The sequence below is a fragment of the Bradyrhizobium daqingense genome (assembly GCF_021044685.1).
GTDB lineage: Bacteria > Pseudomonadota > Alphaproteobacteria > Rhizobiales > Xanthobacteraceae > Bradyrhizobium > Bradyrhizobium daqingense.
In genome coordinates this window covers 2,871,314-2,896,221 of the sequence record NZ_CP088014.1, presented here as the reverse complement: position 1 = coordinate 2,896,221, position 24,908 = coordinate 2,871,314, and the positions used below count along the sequence as shown (strand labels likewise).

The 24,908-nt window shown below is 64.3% G+C and carries 23 protein-coding genes; 15 read left to right on the top strand and 8 right to left on the bottom strand.

Annotated elements, in window-relative coordinates; genetic code table 11:
- The first annotated feature begins 6 nt into the window (after nucleotides 1-6).
- On the top strand, nucleotides 7-3,165 hold the full coding sequence (locus LPJ38_RS13830) for an efflux RND transporter permease subunit (protein ID WP_145635036.1): 3,159 nt from the start codon (nucleotides 7-9) through the stop codon (nucleotides 3,163-3,165).
- Between the two features lie 209 nt (nucleotides 3,166-3,374).
- Here the strand turns inward: LPJ38_RS13830 and LPJ38_RS13825 are convergent, their stop codons facing one another.
- Entirely contained in the window at nucleotides 3,375-4,547 is a 1,173-nt protein-coding gene (locus LPJ38_RS13825) for an MFS transporter (protein ID WP_145635050.1), read from the bottom strand.
- 59 nt (nucleotides 4,548-4,606) lie between these two features.
- Between LPJ38_RS13825 and LPJ38_RS13820 the strand changes: the two genes are divergently transcribed.
- Together LPJ38_RS13820 and LPJ38_RS13815 are read left to right on the top strand one after the other, a co-directional pair.
- Complete coding sequence (locus tag LPJ38_RS13820; protein WP_167520506.1) at nucleotides 4,607-5,407, top strand: AraC family transcriptional regulator; 801 nt, start codon at nucleotides 4,607-4,609, stop codon at nucleotides 5,405-5,407.
- A 195-nt stretch (nucleotides 5,408-5,602) separates the two neighbouring features.
- A complete protein-coding gene (locus tag LPJ38_RS13815; protein ID WP_145635078.1) occupies nucleotides 5,603-6,955 on the top strand; it encodes a malonyl-CoA decarboxylase in 1,353 nt (450 codons plus the stop codon).
- A 122-nt stretch (nucleotides 6,956-7,077) separates the two neighbouring features.
- Here LPJ38_RS13815 and tarD read toward each other — a convergent pair whose 3' ends face one another.
- From tarD to LPJ38_RS13790, 5 genes are all read right to left on the bottom strand, one after another.
- A complete protein-coding gene (gene tarD, locus LPJ38_RS13810; RefSeq protein WP_145635090.1) occupies nucleotides 7,078-8,247 on the bottom strand; it encodes a D(-)-tartrate dehydratase in 1,170 nt (389 codons plus the stop codon).
- Between the two features lie 153 nt (nucleotides 8,248-8,400).
- Complete coding sequence (locus LPJ38_RS13805; RefSeq protein WP_008559805.1) at nucleotides 8,401-8,643, bottom strand: DUF3297 family protein; 243 nt, start codon at nucleotides 8,641-8,643, stop codon at nucleotides 8,401-8,403.
- Between the two features lie 11 nt (nucleotides 8,644-8,654).
- A complete protein-coding gene (locus LPJ38_RS13800) occupies nucleotides 8,655-9,131 on the bottom strand; it encodes a glutathione peroxidase (protein ID WP_145635104.1) in 477 nt (158 codons plus the stop codon).
- 2 nt (nucleotides 9,132-9,133) lie between these two features.
- Nucleotides 9,134-10,534 carry an amidase family protein gene (locus LPJ38_RS13795; protein ID WP_145635117.1) on the bottom strand — a complete coding sequence of 467 codons (1,401 nt, stop codon included), beginning with the start codon at nucleotides 10,532-10,534 and terminating at the stop codon, nucleotides 9,134-9,136.
- A 129-nt stretch (nucleotides 10,535-10,663) separates the two neighbouring features.
- Entirely contained in the window at nucleotides 10,664-10,921 is a 258-nt protein-coding gene (locus tag LPJ38_RS13790) for a DUF6894 family protein (RefSeq protein ID WP_145635130.1), read from the bottom strand.
- A 260-nt stretch (nucleotides 10,922-11,181) separates the two neighbouring features.
- On the opposite strand from LPJ38_RS13790, the gene pqqA reads away from it, so the two are divergent.
- From pqqA to LPJ38_RS13740, 10 genes are all read left to right on the top strand, one after another.
- Nucleotides 11,182-11,262, top strand: coding sequence for a pyrroloquinoline quinone precursor peptide PqqA (gene pqqA, locus LPJ38_RS13785; protein ID WP_007595659.1), 81 nt, complete (start codon nucleotides 11,182-11,184; stop codon nucleotides 11,260-11,262).
- 127 nt (nucleotides 11,263-11,389) lie between these two features.
- Nucleotides 11,390-12,319 carry a pyrroloquinoline quinone biosynthesis protein PqqB gene (pqqB, locus tag LPJ38_RS13780; protein WP_145635144.1) on the top strand — a complete coding sequence of 310 codons (930 nt, stop codon included), beginning with the start codon at nucleotides 11,390-11,392 and terminating at the stop codon, nucleotides 12,317-12,319.
- A complete protein-coding gene (gene pqqC, locus LPJ38_RS13775; RefSeq protein ID WP_145635158.1) occupies nucleotides 12,316-13,095 on the top strand; it encodes a pyrroloquinoline-quinone synthase PqqC in 780 nt (259 codons plus the stop codon). The genes pqqB and pqqC overlap by 4 nt, the downstream gene beginning before the upstream one ends.
- A gap of 8 nt (nucleotides 13,096-13,103) precedes the next feature.
- Nucleotides 13,104-13,415: a pyrroloquinoline quinone biosynthesis peptide chaperone PqqD gene (gene pqqD, locus LPJ38_RS13770; RefSeq protein WP_145635171.1), complete on the top strand. Its 312-nt coding sequence runs from the start codon at nucleotides 13,104-13,106 to the stop codon at nucleotides 13,413-13,415.
- A complete protein-coding gene (gene pqqE / locus LPJ38_RS13765; RefSeq protein WP_145635187.1) occupies nucleotides 13,412-14,602 on the top strand; it encodes a pyrroloquinoline quinone biosynthesis protein PqqE in 1,191 nt (396 codons plus the stop codon). The genes pqqD and pqqE overlap by 4 nt, the downstream gene beginning before the upstream one ends.
- Nucleotides 14,592-15,578, top strand: coding sequence for a prolyl aminopeptidase (gene pip / locus LPJ38_RS13760; protein WP_145635200.1), 987 nt, complete (start codon nucleotides 14,592-14,594; stop codon nucleotides 15,576-15,578). The genes pqqE and pip overlap by 11 nt, the downstream gene beginning before the upstream one ends.
- Nucleotides 15,579-15,591: 13 nt before the next feature.
- Nucleotides 15,592-16,269, top strand: a complete 678-nt coding sequence (locus LPJ38_RS13755) for a DUF4286 family protein (RefSeq protein ID WP_145635214.1) — start codon at nucleotides 15,592-15,594, stop codon at nucleotides 16,267-16,269.
- Between the two features lie 242 nt (nucleotides 16,270-16,511).
- Complete coding sequence (locus tag LPJ38_RS13750; RefSeq protein WP_145635227.1) at nucleotides 16,512-18,311, top strand: FAD-dependent oxidoreductase; 1,800 nt, start codon at nucleotides 16,512-16,514, stop codon at nucleotides 18,309-18,311.
- A complete protein-coding gene (locus LPJ38_RS13745) occupies nucleotides 18,281-20,128 on the top strand; it encodes a 2-oxoacid:acceptor oxidoreductase subunit alpha (RefSeq protein ID WP_060735133.1) in 1,848 nt (615 codons plus the stop codon). Before LPJ38_RS13750 ends, LPJ38_RS13745 begins: the two co-directional genes overlap by 31 nt.
- 166 nt (nucleotides 20,129-20,294) lie before the next feature.
- Complete coding sequence (locus LPJ38_RS13740; protein ID WP_145635243.1) at nucleotides 20,295-21,350, top strand: 2-oxoacid:ferredoxin oxidoreductase subunit beta; 1,056 nt, start codon at nucleotides 20,295-20,297, stop codon at nucleotides 21,348-21,350.
- On the opposite strand, the gene LPJ38_RS13735 is transcribed toward LPJ38_RS13740, so the two are convergent.
- On the bottom strand, nucleotides 21,351-21,797 hold the full coding sequence (locus LPJ38_RS13735; protein WP_145635257.1) for a DUF4399 domain-containing protein: 447 nt from the start codon (nucleotides 21,795-21,797) through the stop codon (nucleotides 21,351-21,353). It abuts the gene before it with no gap.
- Between the two features lie 17 nt (nucleotides 21,798-21,814).
- Nucleotides 21,815-23,344 carry an SUMF1/EgtB/PvdO family nonheme iron enzyme gene (locus LPJ38_RS13730; RefSeq protein WP_145635272.1) on the bottom strand — a complete coding sequence of 510 codons (1,530 nt, stop codon included), beginning with the start codon at nucleotides 23,342-23,344 and terminating at the stop codon, nucleotides 21,815-21,817.
- Between the two features lie 324 nt (nucleotides 23,345-23,668).
- Here LPJ38_RS13730 and LPJ38_RS13725 point away from each other — a divergent pair, with 324 nt between their 5' ends.
- Nucleotides 23,669-24,289: a hypothetical protein gene (locus LPJ38_RS13725; RefSeq protein WP_145635284.1), complete on the top strand. Its 621-nt coding sequence runs from the start codon at nucleotides 23,669-23,671 to the stop codon at nucleotides 24,287-24,289.
- Between the two features lie 33 nt (nucleotides 24,290-24,322).
- Nucleotides 24,323-24,772 carry a DsrE family protein gene (locus LPJ38_RS13720; RefSeq protein WP_145635290.1) on the top strand — a complete coding sequence of 150 codons (450 nt, stop codon included), beginning with the start codon at nucleotides 24,323-24,325 and terminating at the stop codon, nucleotides 24,770-24,772.
- Nucleotides 24,773-24,908 lie beyond the last annotated feature (136 nt).

Below are 24,908 nucleotides of genomic sequence, written 5' to 3'. Positions count from 1 at the left end.
CCAGCCATGATCTCGAAATTCTTCATCGAGCGGCCGGTCCTCTCGAACGTCATTGCGCTGCTGATGATCCTGATCGGCGGCGTCGCGCTGTTCAATCTCGCGATCGCGCAATATCCCGACGTGGTGCCGCCGACCGTGCAGGTCACCACGCGCTATCCCGGCGCCAGCGCCAAGACCGTGATCGACACCGTGGCGCTGCCGATCGAGCAGCAGGTCAACGGCGTCGAGGACATGCTCTATATGCAGTCCTACAGCGCCTCCGACGGTACCTACACACTGACGGTGACCTTCAAGATCGGCACCGACCTCAACTTCGCACAGGTGCTGGTGCAGAATCGCGTCTCCAGCGCGCTGTCGCAGCTGCCCCAGGCCGTGCAGAACCAGGGCGTCACCGTGCAGAAGCGATCGACCTCGATCCTGTTGTTCGTGACGCTGACCTCGCCGGACTCCAGATACGACAGCCTGTACCTGAGCAACTACGCCACCATCAACATCCGCGACGAGCTCTCGCGCCTGCCCGGCGTCGGCAACGTCACCGTGTTCGGCGCGGGTCAATATTCGATGCGGGTATGGCTCGACCCGAACAAGCTGCAGGCGCGTGGCCTCGTGCCGCAGGACGTCATCAACGCGATCCAGCAGCAGAGCCAGCAGGTTTCGGCCGGCCAGGTCGGCGCGCCGCCGACGCCGCCGGGCCAGGCGTTCCAGTACACGCTCAACGTCAACGGACGGCTCGACGACACCAGCCAGTTCGAGAACATCATCGTCAAATCAGGCAGCAGCGGCGACGTCACGCGCGTGCGCGACGTCGGCTGGGTCGAGCTGGGTGCGCAGACCTACAGCCAGATCTTCTCCCTCAACAAGCAGCCGGCGGTCGGCATCGGCGTGTTCCAGTCGCCCGGCGCCAACGCGCTCCAGGTGGAGCAGGCCGTGGAGAAGAAGATGGCCGAGATCGCCAAGCGCTTCCCGGAAGGCGTCAAATACGACACGCCGTTCGACACCACCAAGTTCGTGGAGGCCTCGGTGCACGAGGTCTACATGACCCTGATCGAGGCCGGCCTGCTCGTGCTGGTCGTGATCCTGGTGTTCCTGCAGGACTGGCGCGCGATGCTGGTGCCGGCAACGACCGTGCCTGTGACCATCATCGGCGCGTTCGCCGCGATGGCGGCGCTCGGCTTCACCATCAACATGTCGACGCTGTTCGCGATCGTGCTCGCGATCGGCATCGTGGTCGACGACGCCATCGTCGTGGTCGAAGGCGCCGCCCACAACATCGAGCAAGGCATGAACGGCCACGACGCCGCGATCAAGGCGATGGACCAGCTGTTCGCGCCGATCGTCGGCATCACGCTGGTGTTGATCTCGGTGTTCCTGCCGGCCTCGTTCCTCGCCGGACTGACCGGGCGCATCTATTCGCAATTCGCGCTGGTGATCGCCGCGACCGCGCTGCTGTCCGCCATCAACGCGGCGACGCTGAAGCCGACGCAATGCGCGCTCTGGCTGAGGCCGGCGGTGCCGCCGGAGCAGCGCAATGTCTTCTATCGCGGCTTCAACGCCGTCTATAACCGCGTCGAGCGCGGCTACACGCGGTTGATCACCTTTCTCGTCAAGCACGCCGCCATCTCGGTCGCGTTCGCGTTGCTAGTGATCGGCGCCAGCGGCTATGGCCTGTCGCGGGTTCCGACCGGCTTCCTGCCGATCGAGGACCAGGGCTATCTGATCGCCGCCGTGCAGCTGCCCGACGGCGCCGCGCTAGAGCGGACGCAAGCCGTGCTCGACCGAGCAAGCGGGCTGATCAAGGACACGCCGGGCGTGGCGCAGGTCATCACCATCGCCGGCATCTCCGCGCTCGACAACAGCGCCAGCCTTGCCAATGCCGGCGTCGCCTACATCATCCTGAAGGACTGGGACGCACGCAAAGGGCCGGGCGAGGATCTGCGCTCGCTGGTCTTCGGGCTCAACGACAAGCTCTCGACAATCATGGAAGCCCGCACCATCGTGCTGCCGCCGCCGCCGATCCAGGGCATCGGCAATGCCGCGGGCTTCTCGATGCAGCTCGAGCTCCGCGACGGCAACAGCGATTTCGCCAAGCTGCAGGCAATCACCGGGGCAATGGTCTCCAACGCCGAGAGCCAGAGCGCGCTGCAGCGCGTGCAGTCCTCGTTCCGATCGTCGGTGCCGCAATTCAACGTCGAGATCGACCGCGTCAAGACCCAGACGCTGCACGTCACCACCGACCAGGTGTTCTCGGCGCTGTCGACCTATCTCGGCTCGTCCTACGTCAACCAGTTCAACAAGTTCGGCCGCGTGTTCCAGGTCTACACTCAGGCCGATCCGGCCTTCCGCGTCACCGAGCGCGACATCGCCAACATGCAGGTGCGCAACTCGAACGGCGACATGATCCCGATCGGCACCATCGCCAAGATCACGCCGGCCACCGGCCCGTCGCTGATCAGCCTCTACAACCTCTATCCGTCCTCGACCGTCATCGGCCTGCCGGCGCAGGGCTATTCATCGGGCCAGTCGCTGAAGCTGATGGAGGAGATCGCGGACAAGACGCTGCCGCCGGGCACCGGCTATGAATGGACCGCGATGTCCTACCAGGAGAAGGCGGTCTCCAACCAGATCTACTGGGTGTTCGGCCTCGCCATGCTGCTGGTCTATCTCGTGCTCGCCGGCCAGTACGAGAGCTGGTACGCGCCGATCTCGGTGATCCTCGCGGTGCCGCTGTCGCTGCTCGGGCCGATGCTGATCCTCAGCGCGCTCAAGATCGACAACAACCTCTATTGCCAGATCGGCCTGATCCTCTTGATCGCGCTGTCGGCGAAGAACGCGATCCTGATCGTCGAGGTGGGACTTGAGCTGCACGGCCGCGACGGCAAACCGATCGTTGAATCCGCGATCGAGGCGGCGCGCGCCCGTTTTCGCCCGATCCTGATGACCTCGTTTGCCTTCATCCTCGGCGTGGTGCCGCTGGTGCTCGCCACCGGCGCCGGCGCCAGCGCACGCAAGTCGATCGGCATCACCGTGTTCTCGGGCATGCTGGCCTCGACCTGCCTCGCGGTGCTGTTCGTGCCGGCCTTCTTCGTGGTGGTGCAGCGTTTCGAGAACTGGCGCGCCGGGAAGAAGCCGGTGAAGGCGCAGCCCGTGGCGGAGGTGAAGCCCTAATTATTCCGCAAGCTCAACACGACATGCGAAAACAACCCCATGCACAGTAGCGATGGGATTGAATATGCTCGCGAAATTTCGGCCTTGCCGAAGCAACTTGCGTCGTCGGGCAAAACACCGGCATATTGGCATCATGGGTGGCATGGGTGACGTGCCGCCGCAGCAACGCTTACACGTTGCAGCTTGTCCGGGACATGAGACCGCCGCTCTTACGCCGCCTGCGGCGCCCTGATCTCGCGCGGCAGGATCAGAGCGGCGGCGATGGCGAGCAGGCAGAGGGCGGCGAAGGCGTGCAGCATGGTGACGAAGCCGCCCTGCTCGTAGAGCCAGGCGACCAGGCCGACCGAGGCGCCGGCCGCGGTGAAGCCGACGAAATAGCGCACCGCATAGGCGCGCGAGCGCCACTCTTCGGTGGTGTATTTGCCGACCATGGCGTCGTTGACCGTGACCTGCCCGAACGCGCCCATGACGATGCCGATCGAGACCACGATCAGCGGCAGGTTGGATAGGCTCGCGGCCAGATACAGGAACGGCGCCAGCATGAAGGACAGCGGCAGCGCCACCGTCTTCAGCGAATAGCGGTCGAGCAACCGGCCGATCGTGTATTGCGTCATCGCACCGAACACGTAGACGCCGGCCGCGATGACCCCGAGCAGCGCCGGGCTCTTCGTGAGGTCCGCGAGCCGCTCCGCGAACAGCTTTGGCAGCGCCACGGTGACGGCGTTGAACGTGGTCGAGATCGCGATCACGACGATCAGCAGCGACAAGATCACGCGCCACATGTCCTGCTTGGCGACGCGGGCCTGGGCCGCCGCCTGCTTCGAGCCCTTGCGGTCCTCGTGCACGACCATCATTGCGAAGGCGATGCCGAGCCCGATGGTGACGATGCCGGGGACGATGAAGGCAGCGCGCCAGCCGAAATATTGGCCAATTACCCCGGTGACCAGCGCCGACGAAGCGACGCCGAGATTGCCCCAGACGCCGTTGATGCCCATCTCGCGGCCGAGCCTGTCGGCATAGGACACGATCATCGCGGTGCCGACGGGGTGATAGATCGAGGCGAAGATGCCGATCGCGAGCAGCGCGGCGGCGAGCTGCGCCGGGGTCTGCACGAAGCCGACCGCGACCATGGAGGCCCCGATGCCGAGGAAGAAGATCAGCATCATGTGGCGGCGGCTCCAGCGGTCGCCGAGCCAGCCGGTCAGCAGCGAGCCTGCGCCGAAGGCGACGAAGCCCGGCGTTGCGTAGGGCAGGAGTTCCGAATAGGCCATGCCGAGCGCCGGCCCCATGATGATGACCGCAGCTGCAAAGATCAGCATCGAATAATGATCAATGAAATGGCCGGCATTGACGAAACTGATGACCCGGCTAGGGCTGTTCATACGAATCCTCTCCTGCTCCGAAATGAGTTATATGTCGTGCCCATGACGGGATGCCGCCAATGACTGTCTTGGAAACGCCAATCCTTCGGGAGGTCCGGAGCAACCACCGCTCGCCCGCAGGCGTGCACCTGGTCGCGCGCGACTATCCCAAGGGCATGCGGATCGATCCGCATTTGCATCGCGAGGCGCAGCTGATCTACGCGGCGAAGGGCACGATGCAGGTGACGACACCAGGGGGACGCTGGCTGGTGCCGCCCGACCGCGCGGTCTGGGTACCCGCCGGACTCGAGCATGCCATTGACCTGCTCGCCGACATCGAGATGCGGACGCTGTATTTCGACCTGGCCTGGCTGAAGCGCGAAAAGCGCTATGAGGGATTGACCAGGGAGTTCGTGGTGCGGGTGTCGCCGCTGCTCAATCAGGCGATCCTGGCGCTGTTCGACGCGCGAAATACCGAGGAGCGCACCGAGCTGCTGGTTCGGCTCGTGATGCTGGAGCTGCACCAGGCCGAGGATTCCGCGACCTTCGTGCCGCTGCCGCGTGAAGCGCGCTGCCGCCGCGCCGCGATGATCGTGCTCGACGATCCCACGGGCCTGCACGACATCGACACGCTGGCGCGCGAGGTCGGAACCTCCGCGCGGACATTGTCGCGGCTGTTCTCGACCGAGACGCAGCTGAGCTTCAAGCGCTGGTGCCAGCGCGCGAGGATTGCGGCGGCGATCCAACTGATATCGACGAATGCGAATGTGTCGGTGAAGCAGCTCGCGACATCGCTCGGCTATGCCAGCGTGCCGGCGTTTTCGGCGGCGTTCCGCCAGGTGACGGGTCGGACGCCGACGGAGTTTGCGGGGAAGGGGTAGCTCGTCACACGCGGGCTCGACCCGCGTGTCCATCCCTTTCTCCAGTGGATGGATGGCCGGGTCAAGCCCGGCCATGACGAAAGAGACTGCGGACGAGCCGTGCCACACCATCAAAATGACGCTTGATTGTGATCGGCTTCCACCTAAATCACGTGTAAGCTTCCCGCATCGCACAAACCTGATACGAAAGCCCAGATGGCCAATGCCTTCTTCTCCGACCTGCTCGCCACCATCTCCGAGCGCGGCCGCACGCTGCTGCGTCGTGGAGATTCCGCCGATACCAAACGGGATGCCGACGGGCTGATCGAGCTCTGCGATGCACTGCTGTCGGGCCGGGGCGAAGCCTCTGGCACGGCGATGGCGCGTGAGGTGCTCGACATCTACCGCGAGCTGGATGTGGCCGGACGCCGCGCCTTCTTCGAAGGGCTGGTGCGCGATTTCGGCCCCGACCGGGAACGGCTTTCGAGGGCGATCGAGAAATGGCGCGCCAGGCCGACCGATGAGGACGCGAGCTCGCTGCATTTCGCCTCCGAGCCGCGGCGGCAGGAGCTGATCCGCCGCCTCAACCGCGCGCCCGGCGGCACCGGCGATCTCGTCAACATGCGCGCCGACCTGCTCGGCATGATGAACGGGCACACCGATCTCGCCGCGCTCGATCGCGACGTCTCGCATCTTCTCTCTTCGTGGTTCAACAGGGGGTTTCTCGTGCTGCGCAGGATCGACTGGTCGACCCCGGCCAACATCCTCGAAAAGATCATCCGTTACGAAGCCGTGCACGAGATCTCCGACTGGGACGATCTGCGCCGCCGCATCGATCCGGTCGATCGGCGCTGCTACGCCTTCTTCCACCCCGCAATGGTCGACGAGCCCCTGATCTTCGTCGAAGTGGCGTTGACCGAGACCATGCCCGGCGCGATTCAACCCCTGCTCGCGGTCGACCGCCAGCATCTGCCGATCGAGCGCGCGCGCACCGCCGTGTTCTATTCGATCTCCAACACCCAGCGCGGCCTTGGCGGCATCTCCTTCGGCAGCTTCCTGATCAAGCAGGTGGTGGAAGAGCTGCGCCGCGAAACGCCGAAGCTCGACACCTTCGTGACGCTGTCACCGGTGCCCGGCTTCATGGCCTGGGTGAAGCAGGACAAGGATTTGCCGCTCTCGGACGAGGACCGCGAGACGCTGAAGCGCCTCGACGATCCCAAATGGTTCGAGAGCCCCGAGACGACCGCGCTGCTGCGCGGCGTGATCGAGCCGCTCGCGGCGCACTACTTCCTCAAGGCGCGGACGCCGAAGGGCAAGCTGATCGACTCCGTCGCCCGCTTCCATCTCGGCAACGGCGCGCGGCTGGAGCGCATCAACTGGCTCGGCGATCTCTCGCCGAAGGGCGTGCGCGAATCCGCCGGCGTGATGGTCAACTACCTCTACCGGCTCGACGACATCGAGAAGAACCACGAAGCCTACGCCAATGACGGCGAGGTCGTGGCGTCCAGCGCGGTGAAGAAGCTGCTCAAGGGCGAAGGGCGACGGTTGCTGGATATGCGGCTGTCGTAGCGTGCCCGCCACGCCGTCATTGCGAGGAGCCCTTGCGACGAAGCAATCCAGACTGCCTCCGCGGAGAGAGTCTGGATTGCTTCGCTGCGCTCGCAATGACGGCGCGGGTGCGCCAGCGGCCCCTACTCCGCCAGCGCCTTCATCTCCTTATAGAGATCGGACTTGCCTTCGAAGCCGATGCCGGGGAGATCGGGCATGGTGATGTGGCCGTTCTCGACGCGCACGCCGTCGGGGAAGCCGCCATAGGGCTGGAACAGGTCGGGATAGCTCTCGTTGCCGCCCAAACCCAAGCCGGCTGCGATGTTGAGCGACATCTGGTGGCCGCCGTGCGGAATGCAGCGGCTTGGGGACCAGCCGTAGGTCTTCAGCACCTGAAGCGTGCGCTGGTATTCGCAGAGGCCATAGGACAGCGCGCAGTCGAATTGCAGCCAGTCGCGATCGGGGCGCATGCCGCCGTAGCGGATCAGATTGCGGGCGTCCTGGTGGCTGAAGAGATTCTCGCCCGTCGCCATCGGGCCGGGATAGAATTCCGCCAGCGCGGCCTGCAGCGCGTAGTCGAGGGGATCGCCGACCTCCTCGTACCAGAACAAGGGATAATCGCGCAGCATCTTGGCGTAGGCGATGCCGGTCTCGAGATCGAAGCGGCCGTTGGCGTCGACGGCGAGCTGCGCGTCCTTGCCGATCTCCTTCAGCACCGCCTCGATGCGCGTGCGGTCCTCCTCGATCGGCGCGCCGCCGATCTTCATCTTGACGACGTTGTAGCCGCGATCGAGATAGCCGCGCATCTCGCCGCGCAGCATCGAGAGATCCTTGCCGGGATAATAATAGCCGCCGGCGGCGTAGACGAAGACGCGCGGATTGGCGGTGACGCCGTGACGCTCGGCGAGCAGGCGGAACAGCGGCTTGCCGGCGATCTTCGCCACCGCGTCCCACACCGCCATATCGATGGTGCCGACCGCGACCGAGCGCTCGCCATGGCCGCCCGGCTTCTCGTTGGTCATCATCGCGGCCCACACCTTGTCGGGGTCGAGATTGTCGCCGGCTGCGTTCAGCAGCGACTTGGAATCGGCTTCCGTGATGCGCGCTGCGAAGCGCTCGCGGATCAGACCGCCCTGACCGTAACGGCCGTTGGAGTTGAAGCCATAGCCGACGACGCGCTTGCCGTCGCGCACCACGTCGGTGACGACGGCGACGAGGCTGCTCGTCATCTTGGTGAAGTCGATATAGGCGTTGCGGATCGGGGACGAGATCGGCTTGGTGATCTCGCGGACGTCGACGATGCGGACGGACATGGGATTTGGCTTTCTGGTTGACTCTCCACTCGTCATGGCCGGGCTTGACCCGGCCATCCACGCCTTTGCTACGGAGCGAGTTCGGAGGCGTGGATGCCCGGGTCAAGCCCGGGCATGACGACGGAGGGTGTGGTGCGTCCCGAAGCGGAATAGCTACTTCTTATCCCTGAAATACGGCTCGACCGGCCCGTGCACCTTGATGGTCAGCGGGTTGCCGTGGCGGTCCTTGGCGTTCCCAGCGGTGACGCGGACCCAGCCTTCGCTGATGCAGTATTCTTCGACATTGGTCTTCTCGATGCCCTTGAAGCGGATGCCGACGTCGCGCGACAGGATGTCCGCGTTGTAATAGGGGCTGTTCGGATCGACCGACAGTCGATCAGGAAATTCGTCGCTCATGATTGTCTCGCTCACAACAGTGTTTCGATCTGGTTGCGCAATCCTTCCGGCCGCGCGGTCGGCGCGTAGCGCGCGACCACCTTGCCGGCACGGTCCACCAGGAATTTGGTGAAATTCCATTTGATGGCGGCGCCGAGAAGCCCGGATTGCTGACGTTTCAGGTACTCGTACAGAGGATGCGCATTGGCGCCGTTGACGTCGATCTTTGCGAATAGAGGGAAGGTGACGTCGTAATGCGTCGAGCAGAACGCCTGGATCTCGTCCGCCTGCCCCGGCTCCTGCGCGCCGAACTGGTTGCAGGGAAAGCCGAGCACCGCGAAGCCGCGCGGGGAGAGATCGCGATAGAGATCTTCGAGACCGCGATATTGCGGCGTGAAGCCGCATTTGCTGGCGGTGTTGACGATCAGCAGCACCTGCCCTTCGAACCGGCGCATGGCGACCTCCTCGCCGGCAAGCGAGTTGGCCTTGAAGTCGTAGATGGCGCTCATCGCTAGCCCACGGGATCGATCGGCGACGGCGGCACGCCGCCCGCCTCGATCGCCTCGCCCGCGAGCAGGCACAGATCCTCGCGATAGCGGCCGGAGACCACGTGTACGCCGACCGGCGCCTTGCCGACGAGACCGGTGGAGACGACGAGGCCCGGCAATCCCATGAAGGGAATCGCGATCTGCGGCAGCTGCGCTTCCCAGACACGTTTGAAGGATTCATCGTCCTTGCGGTCGAGATGATCTGGGAACGGCAATTCGCCGGAGACCGGCGTCAGCAGCACCGCGTATTTCTCGAAGAACAGCATCCATTCGCGGGTCAGCGAGGCGCGTCGCGTCAGCGCCTTGGCGTAATTGGCCTGGTCCATCGGCGTGACCCTGCCGCGGTTGCCGCGCAGGCAAGCCAGCGCGCCGGGATCGCCTTCGCGCTCGGCCGCTTCCAGCTGCGCCTCGTAGCCTTCGCCGAGCCAGAGCTTGATCTGCCACTCGACCGCTTCGCGCATCGGCGGCGTGTCTTCGATTGTCTCGACGGTCCAGCCGGCGCGCTCCAGCCGCTTGCCGGCATCGCTCACCGCCGCCTTCACCTCCGGCGTGGTGGCAAGACCACCCGGATTGAGGCAGAGCGCGGCGCGCTTGTCCCTGTCAGGGCCTTGCAGCGGCACCGGCACGAACCAGGGGTCGCGGATGTCGCGGGCCGACATGGCTTCGAGCGAGATGCGCAAATCGTTGACGGTGCGCGCCAGGGGCCCCGAGACGGCCATGATCTGCGGCCCGATCGGACGCTCCGGCAGCGCCGGATTGAAGGCGGGGATGCGTCCCAGGGTCGGGCGCAGGCCATGTACGCCGCAGGCATAGGCGGGATAGCGGACCGAGCCGGCGATATCGGTGCCATGGGCGATGTGGCCAATGCCCGCCGCGACCGCCGAGCCGGCGCCGCCCGAGGAGCCGCCCGGCGTCAGCAAGGCATCCCGGGGGTTCTTGGTGTCGCCGTGGATCAGGTTGGTGGTGAACCAGCGATACGAGAAGGCCGGGCAGTTGGTGCGGCCGAGCAGGATTGCGCCCGATTTGCGGAAATTGGCGACGACAGGGTTGTCCTCGCGCGCGATCACATCGCGCTGGAGCTTGAGGCCATTGGTGGTGGCAAAGCCTTCCTGGTCGACATTGGCCTTGATGGTGACGGGCACGCCCGCGAGCACGCCCGGGTCCTCGCCTCGCGCGATGGCGGCATCGACGGCATCGGCCTGCTTGAGCACGTCGTCGGGCCGGTGGTCGATCACCGCATTCAGCTGGGGATTGACGGCATCCAGGCGGGCAAGACCGGCCTTGGCGGCTTCCCTGGCGGACACTTTTCTGGATTTGACGAGGGTGGCGAGGTCGGCGGCCGACAGGCGCCAGAGATCTTGCATGACTTGCTCCGTATGACCGGCGTCTTTTACCGCCGGGAACGGGGCAAAGCCATGCGGATTTCGCGGGGGCGGCCGGCGGGTCCGGCGCCGGTGACGCCTCAATGCCTGGTCATTGCGAGGAGACTGAGGCTAATGCCTGGTCGCGGACTGATCCGGCATGTCGAGCAACGCCTCGGTGAAGGGGAACTCCAGTACGATCTCACCGTCGGCATCGGTCACCTCGATCACCGCCTCCAGCAGGGCCCGTTGCGTGCCTTCCGATTTCACGACTTCAAGGATCATCTGGCGGGCGACCTCCCAGGCGCGGTCGGGATTACGCAGGTCCTCGCCGTCAGGATCCACGATCAATTCGTCGCCGATGCGGGTGTTGAAGAAATATCTGGGCATGCCTGATCCAATGGGTCGCCTGTCGCCGAGGGGAAGCCGTTCCTCACTCACAACTCGTTTATACCGACAGGGATCACGACCTATCGGCACTTTCGCGTAGGTCATTCGCCCATCTTTGCGGCCGTAATGCGCTCGCTTCGCAGTGCAACAATCCGCGGCCTACCGACCTAGATCGGGAAAATTTCACTGGCGAACTTCTGCGCCCGCATTAATTTAACCCATGGGCGGATACGTCCGAATTCGCGAAAATGGAGAGCCAAATGGCCTGGAAAGCCCCGAAGATCGTCGAAGTGCCCTGCGGCATGGAAATCAACATGTATGTAAGCGCCACCCGCAAGTAAGCGGCGGCGACTGCATTCAGCGCAGGTGGATCTTTCGGTCACGATCGATTGCCGGAAGACATGATCTTTGTCGGCAGCGATGGCGGCCCGAGATCCACCTCGCAGCGTTCCCTCCAGGAGACGGATCATGCTTCGTGTCGTCGTCCTGGGCGCCGCAGCCGGCGGCGGAGTGCCGCAATGGAATTGCGGTTGCGAGGGCTGCCGAGCGGCCCGTGCCAGCGGCCATGACCTCATGCGAACCCAGGCGTCGGTCGCCTTCAGCGGCGACGGCGAGCATTGGTTCCTGATCAACGCCTCCCCCGATCTTCGCCAGCAATTAAACGCCACGCCGCAGCTGCATCCAAAGACAGGCGCGCTGCGCCACACGCCCATTGCGGGCGTGATCCTGACCAACGGCGAGGTGGATGCGGTCGCGGGCCTGTTGTCGATGCGCGAAGGCTCGCCCTTCACGATCTATGCGCATGAGAAGGTGCTGGCGATCCTTGGGAGCAACAGCATCTTCAACGTGCTGAACGAGAAGACCGTGCGGCGTCAGCCGACTGAAATCAACGAGCCGTTCGAGCCGCGGCTGCCGGATGGCGCGCGCTCAGGCATCGAGGTGCTGCCGTTCGCAGTGCCGGGCAAGTCGGCCTGGTATCTGGAGGGCAAGGCGCATCCCGGCGGTGAGACCGGTGACGGCGACACGCTGGGCCTCAAGATCACCGACAAGACCACCGGCAAGTGCTTCTACTTCATCGCGGCCTGCGCCGAGGTCACCGACGCACTCAAAGCCGAAATCGACGGCGCGGCACTGGTGTTCTTCGACGGCACGGTGTGGCGCGACGACGAGATGATCAAGGCCGGGCTCGGCCAGAAGACCGGCAAGAGCATGGGCCATGTCGCGATGTCGGGCGAGGACGGCGCGATCGCGCGGCTGGCCGACCTCGATATCGACACGAAGATATTTCTGCATATCAATAACTCGAATCCGGCGCTGCTGCCCACGTCACCCGAGCGGAAAGCCACGGAAGCGGCGGGTTGGCAGATACCTGCGGATGGAACGGAGATCGTGCTGTGAATGCCGCGTCACTGACAGGAATGACCGCGCTCTCGATCGGCAAGGACATCAAGCTCACCAGCGCCGAGGAGCTCGAGGCGACGCTGCGCCATATCGGTGCCACGCGCTATCACAGCCTGCATCCGTTCCATAAGCTGCTGCACGGCGGCAAGCTGAACAAGGGCCAGGTGCAGGCCTGGGCGCTCAACCGCTACTATTACCAGAGCACCATCCCGATCAAGGACGCTGTGGTGATCTCGCGCTTCCGCGACCGCGCCACGCGGCTGGAATGGCGCCACCGCATCGAGGACCATGACGGCGATGTCGGCAGCGAGGGCGGCATCGAGCGCTGGCTGAAGCTGACCGAGGGCCTCGGCCTCGACACGGCCTATGTCGAATCGACCGAAGGCATTTTGCCGGCGACGCGTTTCGCGGTGGAAGCCTACGTGCACTATTGCCGCGAAAAAAGCCCGCTGGAGGCGATCGCCTCCTCGCTCACCGAGCTGTTCGCGCCGAACCTGCATGAGGAGCGCATCTCCGGCATGCTGGAGCATTACGACTTCGTCAACCCCGACATCATGAGCTATTTCAAGCGCCGCCTGGCGCAAGCGCCGCGCGATGCCGGCTTTGCGCTCGACTATGTCAAGGCGCATGCCACGACGCCGGAGCAGCGCGCGCTGGTGTGCAATGCCCTGATCTTCAAGACCAACGTGTTGTGGGTGCAGCTCGATGCGCTCTATCACGCCTACGTCGAGGGCCACATTCCGCCGGGCGCGTTCGTGCCCAAAACGAGCTGAGGGACGCCATGGCCGGGCCGCGCAATATCAGCGTCAGCGAGGCAAGCCGCCCCGTGCTGCCGCGGCATGCCAAGCTGAAATACGACGAGACGCGGAAAGTCTGGGTGATCCTGGCGCCGGAACGGGTGCTGGCGCCTGATGAAATCGCAGTCGAGGTCTTGCAGCTCTGCAATGGCGAGCGCAATGTCGGTGACGTCGCCGATCAGCTCGCCGCGAAATATGCCGCCCCGCGCGAGGCGATCCTCGCAGATGTCATCGTCATGCTGCAGGACCTCGCCGACAAGGGTTTTCTCACTGAGATCAGGGAGAAGACGTCATGAGCGAGGTACTTGGAAATCCTCCCGTTGCGAGCGACAGTCTCGCGGTGCTGGAGAAGCAGCGCTCAACGGCGGAGACGTTCGGCATTCCGCTCGCAGTGCTGCTCGAAATCACCCATCGCTGCCCGCTGCAATGCCCCTATTGCTCCAATCCTGTCGAGCTCGACCGCTCGGGCAAGGAGCTGACGACGGACGAATGGAAGAAGGTGCTGAGCGAGCTCGCCGAGATCGGCGTGCTCCAGGTGCACTTCTCCGGTGGTGAGCCGACCGCGCGCAAGGACCTGGTCGAACTGGTCAAGCACGCCAGCGACGCCGGGCTCTACACCAACCTCATCACCTCGGCCGTGCTGCTGACGCGCGACAAGCTCAGCGATCTCGCGGATGCCGGCCTCTGCCACGTGCAGATCTCCTTCCAGGGCATCGAGGAAGGCCTCGCCGATCGCGTCGCCGGCTACAAGGGCGGCCACCGCAAGAAGCTCGAGGTCGCAAAGTGGACGCGCGAGCTCGATCTGCCGCTCACCGTGAACGCGGTGATGCACCGGCAGAACCTTCATCAGCTCCCGGACATCATCCAGATGTCGCTCGATCTCGACGCGGACCGGCTCGAGGTCGCCAACGTGCAATATTACGGCTGGGCGCTGAAGAACCGCGCTGCGCTGATGCCGACGGTGGCGCAGCTCGACGAATGCACCCGCATCGTCGAGGAGGCGCGCGAGCGGCTGAAGGGCCGGCTGACGATCGACTATGTCGTGCCTGACTATTACGCGCTGCGGCCGAAGAAATGCATGGGCGGCTGGGGCCGGCAGTTCTTCAACATCTCGCCCGCCGGCAAGGTGCTGCCCTGCCACGCCGCCGAGAGCATCACCGGGCTCGACTTCGAATCGGTGCGCTCCAACCATTCGATCGCCTGGATCTGGCAGAACTCCGACGCCTTCAACCGCTATCGCGGCACCGGCTGGATGAAGGAGCCGTGCAAGTCCTGCGAATTCCGCGAGATCGATTTCGGCGGCTGCCGCTGCCAGGCCTTTGCGCTGACCGGCGATGCCGCCAACACCGATCCAGCCTGCGCGCTGTCGCCGCTGCACGAGACCATCTTCAAGCAGGCGGAAGCCGAGGCCGAGGGCGAGACCAGCCGCTTCCTCTATCGCAACTTCGCCGGCGGCACCCTGGAATCCGAGCATGGGACCTGACGCCGACGCGGCCGCTTCCGCTAGACGTGCCGATCCCTTTGCGCCGCTGACCTCCGACATGCTCGACGTCGGCGACGGCCACGAGCTCTATGTCGAAAGCGTCGGCCGCGCCGACGGTATTCCTGCAATCTATCTGCACGGCGGACCGGGCAGCGGCTGCCAGCCCGACCATCGCCGGTTGTTCGACCCTGACCGCTTCTGCGCCGTGCTGTTCGACCAGCGCGGCTGCGGCCGCAGCCGGCCCAAGGGGTCGCGCGCGCACAACACCACGGCGCATCTGATCGCGGACATGGAGAAGATCCGCGAAAAATTCGGCATCGACCGCTGGATGGTGGTCGGCGGCTCCTGGGGCGCGACGGTGGCGCTGGCCTATGCGGAGGCACATCCCGAGCGCGTGTCCGGCATCGCGCTGCGCGCGACCTTCCTCGGCACGCGGGCGGAGGTCGAGACCGCCTTCACCTCGCGCCTGGCGCAATTCTATCCCGCGCTGTACGAGGATTTTCTCAGCGTTCTGCCGCCGGAAGAGCGGGCGCAGCCGGTGGACGCCTATTGGCGCCGCATCCTCGATGCCGATCCGGCCGTGCACGGTCCGGCCGCGCGGGCCTGGCACGACACCGAGCGCGCCCTGTCCGAGCACAAGCCCGCCAAGACCCGGCTGGACCTCGCCTCGCTGAACGTCTGGCGCACGCTGCCGGCGACGCCGTTCATGGAGGCGCATTATTTCGTCAACGACAGCTTCATGAGCGACAACCAGCTGCTGCGGAATGCGGATCGGCTCGAAGGCATCCCGGGCATCATCGTCCAAGGCCGCTACGACCTGTTGTGTCCGCCCGAGACGTCGCAGGCCCTGACGAAAGTATGGCCCGGTTCCGAGCTTCGCGTCGTGGAAGGCGCGGGACATTCGCTCTATGATACCGGTGTGCGGGACGCCGTCATGAAGTCGATCGCGGACCTCGCATCGAAGATCGGGCGATGAGAGGACAAGAAGAATGCCGCTCGCCGGGAAAGGCATGCTGCTGACGTCGATGAACATCGACGCAGCCGATGAGGCCGATTTCAACCGCTGGTACGATCGCGAACATCTGGAAGAGCGCGTCGCGATCGAGGGATTCCTGGAGGCGCGGCGCTATGTCGCGCATGCCGCCAATCCCAAATATCTCTCGCTGTACTCGACAACGACGCTGGACGTGCTCGACAGCCCCGCGTACCGGGCGCGTCTGGCCAACCAGACCGACTGGTCGCGACGGAGCATGGCGCGCTTCAAGGACATGCTCCGCGTCGTCGCGCGCATCACCATCAGCAACGGCACCGGACGTGGCGCTGCGCTGGGCCTGGTGCGGCTGCGGCCGACGCCGGACAATGCGACGTCCTGGCGTGATGCACTGCAAGACAGACTGAGGCCCGAAACACACGACGGCATCATCTCGATGCATCTTCTGGAAAGCGAGCCGGAATTGTCGGGTGCAACGGCGGGCATTCCGGCGGTGCGCAACGAAGGCGCGCGCGACTGGTTCGTGCTGATCGACGGCACGCATGTCAGCGCGGTCTCCGCCGTGATCGCCGAACGCTTCACGGGTCCCGCCGCATCGCCGCTGCCGCCGCCCGTGTCCGTCGGCACCTACTGCCTGATGTGGGACCTCGCGAAGAGCGACATCGCGCACGGCTGACGCGCTCACATTCATCGCAACATGCTGCACTGCCGCATGATCGATGCGGCGGCGTTAATGCTGTACGCGCGCAGCTCCTATGAAAGGCGGTGATCTCGAAAATTTGCCGTTGTACTTCGGAACGGTTCTAATAAGCTAACCCAATGACGTCATTCAGAAACCAGATTGAAGCGCGTTAAGCGCTCGCCGAGCTCAAACAAAAAAGGCCGCGGGGTCTTTGGGCCTGCGCGGACAGGGTAGGAATGAAACCGACCGATATCGCGGCCCCCGACTACTTTCACAAAGTGGTCGATTGCCAATGGGCCTGTCCTGCGCACACCCCCGTTCCCGAATACATCCGTCTGATCGCCCAAGGCCGCTACAGCGACGCCTATATGATCAATTGGAAGTCGAACGTGTTTCCCGGAATTCTGGGGCGCACCTGCGATCGTCCATGCGAGCCGGCGTGCCGGCGCGGGCGCGTCGAGGAAACCCCGGTCGCGATCTGCCGCCTCAAGCGCGTGGCGGCCGATTTCAAGGACGACATCAAGCAGCGCCTGCCGAAGCCGGCGGCGAAGAACGGCAAGCGCGTCGCGCTGGTCGGCGGCGGCCCGGCCTCGCTGACCGTGGCGCGCGATCTCGCACCGCTCGGCTATCACTGCACCGTGTTCGATGCCGATCCCGAAGCCGGCGGCATGATGCGCACGCAGATCCCGAAATTCCGCCTGCCCAATTCCGTCATCGACGAGGAGACCGGCTACATCCTGGGTCTCGGCGTCGAATACAAAGGCGGTCACCGCATCGACAGCATGAAGGCGCTGCTCGCGGAGAAATACGACGCGATCTTCGTCGGCTCCGGCGCGCCGCGCGGCCGCGAACTCGACATTCCCGGCCGGAAGGAGGCCGCCGCCAACATCCATATCGGCATCGAGTGGCTGGCCAACGTGTCGTTCGGCCATGTCGACAAGATCGGCAAGCGCGTCATCGTGCTCGGCGGCGGCAACACCGCAATGGATTGCTGCCGCACCGCGCGTCGCCTCGGTGGCGAGAAAGTCACGGTGATCGTGCGCTCCGGCTTCGAGGAGATGAAGGCCTCGCCCTGGGAGAAGGAGGACGCGCTCCACGAGGACATTCCGATCCTCAACTACATGGTCCCGGTGGCATTCAAGCATGTCAGCGGCAAGCTCATCGGCGTCACCTTCCAGCACGTCAAAGCCGAATACGACGACAAGGGCCGCCGTAACCTCGTGCCTTCGGGCGACCCCGATCAGACCATTCCCTGCGACGACGTGCTGGTCGCGGTCGGCCAGGAAAACGCCTTCCCCTGGATCGAGCAGGATTGCGGCATCGCGTTCGACAAATGGCACATGCCGGAGGTCGACCCCAAGACCTTCGTCTCGACCAATCCGAAGGTGTTTTTCGGCGGCGACGCCGCGTTCGGCCCCAAGAACATCATCTGGGCGGTCGCCCACGGCCATGACGCCGCGCTGTCGATCCACAAAATGCTCTCCGGCGAGGACGTCACCGAACGCCCCCTGCCCGAGGTGGAAATCTCCTCACAGAAGATGGGCATTCACGAATGGAGCTATGACAACGACATCTCGATCGACAAGCGCTTCAAGGTGCCGCATCGCGACAAGGTGATCGCGCTCAAGGACATCCGCGCCGAGGTCGAGCTCGGCTACGACGTCAAGCTCGCGCTCGGCGAGGCGCATCGCTGCCTGAACTGCGACGTCCAGACCGTGTTCTCGACCTCGCTCTGCATCGAGTGCGATGCCTGCGCCGACATCTGCCCGATGGACTGCATCACCTTCACTGATAATGGCGAGGAAGACGATCTGCGCCAGCGTCTGAAGGCGCCCTCGCTGCATCCGGACCAGGATCTCTACGTCTCCTCGGATCTGAAGACCGGGCGCGTGATGGTGAAGGACGAGGACGTCTGCCTGCATTGCGGGCTCTGCGCCGAGCGTTGTCCCACCGGCGCCTGGGACATGCAGAAATATTTCATCGAGATGACCCACGCAGGTTCGACATGTCCGACAAAAAGCCGCTCAGCAGCGTAAACGACTTCGTCGTCCGCTTCGCCAACGTCAACGGCTCGGGCTCGGCCAGCGCCAACGAGATGTTCGCGCGCGCGATCCTGCGCCATGGCGTTCCGGTATCACCGCGCAACATCTTCCCCTCCAACATCCAGGGCCTGCCGACCTGGTATGAGGTGCGGGTGACGGAGGACGGCCATCTCGGCGCCCGCGGCGGGGTCGACATGATGGTCGCCATGAATCCGCAGACCTGGGACAAGGACGTCGCCGGCATCGAGCCGGGCGGCTATCTGTTCTATGATTCCACCAAGCCGATGCCGTCGACCAAATTTCGCGACGACATCACCGTGATCGGCGTTCCCCTCACCGCGATCACCAATTCGACCTATACCGATCCGCGCCAGCGCCAGCTGTTCAAAAACATCATCTATCTCGGCGCGCTCAGTGCGCTGCTCGACATGGATCCGAAGGTGATCGAGCAGCTGATCGGCGAGCAGTACAAGGGCAAAGAGAAGCTGCTCTCTTCCAACGTCCACGCGCTGCATCTCGGCCGCGACTGGGCGCTGCAAAATCTGAAGTGCCCGATCGGGCTGCGGGTGAAGAAGTCCGACAAGGTCGGCGACCGCATCTTCATCGAGGGCAACAGCGCGGCCGCGCTCGGCGCCGTCTATGGCGGCGCCACGGTGTGCGCGTGGTATCCGATCACGCCGTCCTCCTCGGTGGCGGAGGCCTTCACCGCCCATTGCAAGAAGTACCGGCACGATCCTGAAACGGGCAAGGCGAAGTACGCGATCGTGCAGGGCGAGGACGAATTGGCCTCGATCGGCATCGTGATCGGCGCGTCCTGGAACGGCGCCCGCGCCTTCACCGCGACATCAGGCCCCGGCATCTCGCTGATGACCGAGTTCATCGGCCTTTCGTATTTCGCCGAGATCCCGGCCGTGATCATGAACATCCAGCGCGCCGGCCCCTCGACCGGCATGCCGACCCGCACCCAGCAATGCGATATCATCGCCTGCGCTTATGCTTCGCACGGCGACACCAAGCATGTGCTGCTATTCCCGGAAGATCCAGCGGAGGCGTTCGAGTTCGCGGCGGCCGCGTTCGACCTCGCGGAGCGGCTGCAGACCACGATCTTCCTGATGCTCGACCTCGACATCGGCATGAACCACCGGCTCTGCCGTCCGCTGAAATGGGACGATGCGCGGCAGTACGACCGCGGCAAGGTGATGACCACGGAGATGCTGGAGGAAGGCCGCGACTTCGGCCGCTATCTCGACGTCGACGGCGACGGCATTCCCTATCGCACCTATCCCGGCACGCATCCGACCAAGGGCTCCTACTTCACCCGCGGCACCTCGCGTGATCGCTATGCGCGCTATTCCGAGGAAGGCTCGGTCTACGCCGACAACATGCAGCGCCTGGTGCGCAAGTTCGAGACGGCGCAGGACCTCGTGCCGCGGCCGCTGCAGGCCAATGCGGAACGGCCGACCAAGTATGGCGTGATCTATTTCGGCTCGACCTCACCGGCTATGGACGAGGCGATCGGGCTGCTCGAGGCGCGCGGGCATCAGCTCGACCGCCTGCGCATCCGCGCTTTCCCGTTCCATTCGAGCGTCGCGAGCTTCCTCGCCGAGCACGATTTCGTCTACGTGGTCGAGCAGAACCGCGACAGCCAGCTGCGCCAGCTCATCGTCAACGAGAACGGTATCGATCCCGTGCGGCTCGTGCCGATCGTGCATTACGACGGCACGCCGATCACCGCCCGCTTCATCGCAAAAGCCATCGGCGACCATCAGGATCACCTCAAGGTGACCCCGCTCCGCAAGGCCGTGTCATGATACACGCTTCGCCCTCTCCGCCGTCATGCCCGCGCATAGCCGTTCGAAGAACGGCGTCGCTTTCGCTCGCCTATGCCCGGGCATCCACGCCTTTCTTCCCTGCCGCCAAGACGTGGATGGCCGGGTCAAGCCCGGCCATGACGGCCTTGGGATCGCAGGTGCTTCTATGACCTATATTGCCAAGCCGAAATTCCATCATCCCGGGCTGAAGAAGAACGCGCTCGGCTACACGCATCGGGACTACGAGGGCAAGATCTCGACCTTGTGCGCCGGCTGCGGTCACGATTCGATCACAGCCTCGATCATCGAAGCCTGCTACGGGCTGTCGATCGAGCCCCACCGGGTGGCGAAGATCTCCGGCATCGGCTGCTCGTCGAAGACGCCGGACTATTTCCTCGGCAATTCGCACGGCTTCAACTCGGTGCACGGCCGCATGCCGAGCGTGCTGACCGGCGCCAACCTCGCCAATCGCGATCTGATCTATCTCGGCGTCTCCGGAGACGGCGATTCCGCCTCGATCGGCTTCGGCCAGTTCGCGCATTCGATCCGGCGCGGCGTCAACATGACCTATATCGTCGAGAACAACGGCGTCTACGGCCTGACCAAGGGCCAGTTCTCCGCGACCGCCGACCGCGGCTCGAAGAGCAAGAAGGGCGTCACCAACACCGACAACGCCATCGACCTCGTCGCGATCGCGCTGCAGTTGGGGGCCACCTTCGTCGCGCGCTCCTTCTCCGGTGACAAGACCCAGCTGGTACCGCTGATCGCGGCGGCCATCCGGCACAAGGGCGCATCCTTCATCGATGTCATCAGCCCCTGCATCGCCTTCAACAACCATGCCGGCTCGACCAAGAGCTTCGACTATGTCCGCGAGCACAATGACGCGGTGAACCGGCTCGACGTGCTGGTCGGCCGCGATCCCATCGCGGTGGACTATGCGCCGGGCACGGTGCAGGTGGTCGAGCAGCACGATGGCAGCAAGATCGCGCTGCGCAAGATCGATGCCGATTACGATCCGCACGACCGTCTGGGGGCCCAGACCTTCCTTGCCCGGCACGCCGCCAAGGGCCAGATCGTCACCGGCCTGCTCTATGTCGACCCCGAGGCGGACGATCTGCACGAGCACCTCAACACCGTCGAGACGCCGCTCAACGCGCTGGAAGCGGATACGCTCTGCCCGGGCTCCGCGGTGCTGGACAAGATCAACGCCAGCCTACGGTGATCATCTTCGCGCCGACGCCGCCGGCCTGACGCGTATCGTGATCTTCTCCGACACGACGGGTGGTTCGAACGGATAGTGCTTGGCGTCGCCAAGCACCAGCTGCAGCGTGTGCGTGCCCGGCGGAAGCTCGAGGAACGTCTCGGTTTGTCCTGCTCCGAAATGCAGATGGGACTTGTCCTGCGGAATCGGCTCCTTGGGATCGATAGGGTCTTTCACATCGATCAACAGATGATGATGACCGGCATTGTGGTAGTCGTCACCGGCGTGCGTCACGCCCATGTTGCGTAGGCCGAACCGGACCCAAAACCCACCACGGATCTTCTGGCCATTATACGGCGAGATGAAATAGAGCTTGGCGTCCTTTGGCGCAGCTTTGCCTTGCGGATAGGCCGCGCTGGGGAGCAAAGCAATTGCAGCCGCCAGCGCGATACAGGAAACGATCTTCATCAAATTGACTCCAGCACCTACGGACTGAGCGCGATCCGGAATCCATGCGTGGGGTAACGGACACCAGTATCGTATCCACCGCGGTTTGACGGCCGCACATATCTCGAATCGTTCTTCCAGGAGCCCGAGCGCAGGACGTGAGCACTGCAGTCAGCGGTCGTCCATGCCGAGCCGTCGCTGGGCGCGCCCTGATACGTCCGGTGCCAGCAGTCCGCGACCCACTGATCGATGCCGCCGCCCATGTCGTAGAGCCCGAATGGATTGGCCTTGAAGCTGCCGACCTTGGCCGGCTGCTCGGCGGCAAGTTCACCGCAATCCTTGCAGCCGGCCATGCCCGGCTGGAGCTTGTCGCCCCACCAATATTTGGTCTGTGTCCCGCCGCGCGCCGCATACTCCCATTCGGCTTCGCTCGGAAGCCGGTAAGGCTTCTTCGTGGCCTGCGCGAGCCAGGCGACATATTGCTGCGCATCGGTCCAGCTCACATTGCTGACCGGGGCATCCTCCTTGCCGGTGGCGGTGAATCCGCACGCCTTGGCGGCAGCGCATTCATTCCACTCCTGCACTGTCACCGGATATTTTCCGATCGAGAACGGCTTGATCGTGACCTGGTGGACGGGCCGTTCGGTCGGATCATCATTGCTTCCCATCGCGAAGCTGCCGCCGCGAATGGCGATCATCTCGGGCTCGCGAAGCGGCGTCGCCGATGGGCTGGGAGCCGGAGTTGGAGTCGGGGCCGAAGGCGACGAAGCCAATGAAGGAGAGGGTTGCGGCGTCTGGGTCGCCGCCTCGCTTGGCGACGCTTGAGGACTCGGTGATGCGGCCGGAGCTGCGGGCGGCGCGGCGGCCTGCTCGCCCCTCCTGCCGGGCTGCGCCAGCAAATACCAGAGCACGCCGGTGGCAATTATCAGCACTGTTATTGCCAACAGAAAGATCAGCGCGTTCTCGCGCCGGCTCCTTGTCTTGCCGACGGCATCCGCGTCCGGCAGCACACGATAGACCCGCACCGGATCGGTGATGTTCTTGACCTTGCGGTCGCCGAGCGACTCATAGCCGCATACCACCTTGTGCTTGATCTGCTCGTAGATCGCGCCCGAGATATAGACCTGACCAGGCTCGGCAATGCCCTCGATGCGTGTGGCGATGTTGACGCCGTCGCCGTAGACATCGTCCGACTCAACGATCACATCGCCAAGATTGACGCCGATCCGGTATTCGAGCCGCGAATGCTTGGGGAGCGAAGCATTGCGGCCGATGAGGTTCTGCTGGATGACGATGCTGCATCGAACGGCCTCGACCGGGCTGTCGAAAATGGCGATGAAGCCATCGCCTGTTGTCTTCACCAGCGTTCCATGGTGCTCGACGATGCTGGGATAGATGAGATCACGCTCGATCCGCTTGACGCGGACATGCGTCCCCTCCTCATCGGCCTGCATCATGCGGCTGTACGAAGCGATGTCACCGACTATGATCGCAGCGAGGCGACGAGGCATGGAGCCGTGCGGAGGCGGCTCATCATTGCCGGATCTGAAGTTGCGAATTTCGCCCATTGCGGGGGACTCCACACACTGACAAGGCAGCCCCAGCTTACGACCGCCGAAGGCGGTCGTCTGTGAAGGCTATCACATTGACGAACCGAGACAATGTCGCAGCGATCGCAGGCGTCGAGTTCCGAAGGACCTCCCGCTTCACCGCTTGAACCTTCTGGATCCCATCAGTGACTAAGGCGCGGCGTGAAGCCACTGGCGCGAATCCGCACCGCGATCGCTGCTCGAGCGGCATGCGAGGGTTGAACGCGAGGCATCACGTCTGCGTCTAACAGACAGCAGCTCTGTCCTGCTGCGGCAAAGCTTGTCATGCGCGCGAGGGTCCTCATGAAGCTCGTCATCCTTGCTGCCCTCACCTTGGCTGCGCTGACCAGCGTCGCCTCGGCCGACGAAGGCGACGACATCCGCGAGGCCGGCAAGGCCGAAGCCGAAACCTTCAACGCACGCATGTATGCGGGCCCGCCGGGCGAGAAGGCCTATGCCTGCTTCGTCCGCCGCTACGATGCCGAGCATCTGGCACGGCACCCGAAGCAGAAGGTCGCCGCGATGAAGCTGCTGATCTCGGCGGAGTTCGACAAGGAGGACAAGGAGCTGCACCACTCCTTCCGCCTCGGTTTCAGATACCGTCACCGCAGCGGCGACTTCGACTCCAGCGGCTCCTGCAACCACGCTGTGTTCACCAAGAGCGGCAGCGAGGTGCGCCTCGGCTGCGGCGTCGACTGCGACGGCGGCGGCATCGGCGTTGCGCTCTCCAAGGACGACAAGTCGGCGATCGTGCGGCTCGAACGTGTCAGGGTCTGGCAGAACAACAAGCCGGACGAGGAGGCCGAGCATTCGTTGATCGGCGGCGCCGACGACAAGATCTTCCGCATCGATCGCACCGACAACAGCGAGTGCGCCTCGCTGGTGACCGACCGCAAGGAACTCGCCGCGCTGCGCTCCAAGTGATATGTGTCCGGCGAAGCCAGGCCAGGAGTCGCCATGAACCGCCGGAACATCTTGTGGAGCGCCATCTCGGCACTGGGCGCAGCTTTCGGCGCCTCGCGTGCGCAGGCTGCCACCGAGGCAGGTCCGGGCAACAAGCTCAAGGTCGTCTATCACCTCAGCGACGCCGAGAAGGTCAATTTCGTGCTCGGCAACATCCAGAACCACATAGAGGGCGTCGGAGGCCCCGAGCATGTCACGATCGCGCTCGTCATCCACGGCCCGGCGCTGAAGGCGTTTCACTTGGCGCAAGCCAATCCTGATGTCAGCAGGCGCGTCGGCGATTCCTCCAGGGGCGGCGTCGAGCTCGCGGCATGCGGCAACACGATGAAGGCGCAGAACGTCACGTTGACGGACCTGCTGCCGGGCTTCGTCAACGCGGAGAAAGGCGGCGTCGTGCGCATCGCCGAGCTGCAATCGCAGGGGTATTTGTATCTGCGGCCTTAGGAGTGCGCGAGGCGCCGCCACGTTTTCCGTCATTGCGACGAGCCGTTGCGACGAAGCAATCCAGGCTGCCTCCGAAGAGAGACCCTGGATTGCTTCACTGCGCTCGCAATGACGGCGGAGCGAGCTGCGCCGGCGA

Coding starts and splice junctions, on each gene's coding strand:
- LPJ38_RS13815 (WP_145635078.1), top strand. CDS start 5,603: ATGGCCAATGCCTTCTTCTCCGACCTGCTCGCCACCATCTCCGAGCGC.
- LPJ38_RS13735 (WP_145635257.1), bottom strand. CDS start 21,797: ATGAAGATCGTTTCCTGTATCGCGCTGGCGGCTGCAATTGCTTTGCTC.
- LPJ38_RS13740 (WP_145635243.1), top strand. CDS start 20,295: ATGACCTATATTGCCAAGCCGAAATTCCATCATCCCGGGCTGAAGAAG.
- pqqA (WP_007595659.1), top strand. CDS start 11,182: ATGGCCTGGAAAGCCCCGAAGATCGTCGAAGTGCCCTGCGGCATGGAA.
- LPJ38_RS13800 (WP_145635104.1), bottom strand. CDS start 9,131: ATGAGCGCCATCTACGACTTCAAGGCCAACTCGCTTGCCGGCGAGGAG.
- tarD (WP_145635090.1), bottom strand. CDS start 8,247: ATGTCCGTCCGCATCGTCGACGTCCGCGAGATCACCAAGCCGATCTCG.
- LPJ38_RS13745 (WP_060735133.1), top strand. CDS start 18,281: ATGTCCGACAAAAAGCCGCTCAGCAGCGTAAACGACTTCGTCGTCCGC.
- pqqB (WP_145635144.1), top strand. CDS start 11,390: ATGCTTCGTGTCGTCGTCCTGGGCGCCGCAGCCGGCGGCGGAGTGCCG.
- LPJ38_RS13805 (WP_008559805.1), bottom strand. CDS start 8,643: ATGAGCGACGAATTTCCTGATCGACTGTCGGTCGATCCGAACAGCCCC.
- LPJ38_RS13790 (WP_145635130.1), bottom strand. CDS start 10,921: ATGCCCAGATATTTCTTCAACACCCGCATCGGCGACGAATTGATCGTG.
- LPJ38_RS13825 (WP_145635050.1), bottom strand. CDS start 4,547: ATGAACAGCCCTAGCCGGGTCATCAGTTTCGTCAATGCCGGCCATTTC.
- LPJ38_RS13830 (WP_145635036.1), top strand. CDS start 7: ATGATCTCGAAATTCTTCATCGAGCGGCCGGTCCTCTCGAACGTCATT.
- LPJ38_RS13755 (WP_145635214.1), top strand. CDS start 15,592: ATGCCGCTCGCCGGGAAAGGCATGCTGCTGACGTCGATGAACATCGAC.
- LPJ38_RS13795 (WP_145635117.1), bottom strand. CDS start 10,534: ATGCAAGATCTCTGGCGCCTGTCGGCCGCCGACCTCGCCACCCTCGTC.
- pip (WP_145635200.1), top strand. CDS start 14,592: ATGGGACCTGACGCCGACGCGGCCGCTTCCGCTAGACGTGCCGATCCC.
- LPJ38_RS13730 (WP_145635272.1), bottom strand. CDS start 23,344: ATGGGCGAAATTCGCAACTTCAGATCCGGCAATGATGAGCCGCCTCCG.
- LPJ38_RS13720 (WP_145635290.1), top strand. CDS start 24,323: ATGAACCGCCGGAACATCTTGTGGAGCGCCATCTCGGCACTGGGCGCA.
- LPJ38_RS13750 (WP_145635227.1), top strand. CDS start 16,512: ATGAAACCGACCGATATCGCGGCCCCCGACTACTTTCACAAAGTGGTC.
- pqqD (WP_145635171.1), top strand. CDS start 13,104: ATGGCCGGGCCGCGCAATATCAGCGTCAGCGAGGCAAGCCGCCCCGTG.
- LPJ38_RS13725 (WP_145635284.1), top strand. CDS start 23,669: ATGAAGCTCGTCATCCTTGCTGCCCTCACCTTGGCTGCGCTGACCAGC.
- LPJ38_RS13820 (WP_167520506.1), top strand. CDS start 4,607: ATGACTGTCTTGGAAACGCCAATCCTTCGGGAGGTCCGGAGCAACCAC.
- pqqE (WP_145635187.1), top strand. CDS start 13,412: ATGAGCGAGGTACTTGGAAATCCTCCCGTTGCGAGCGACAGTCTCGCG.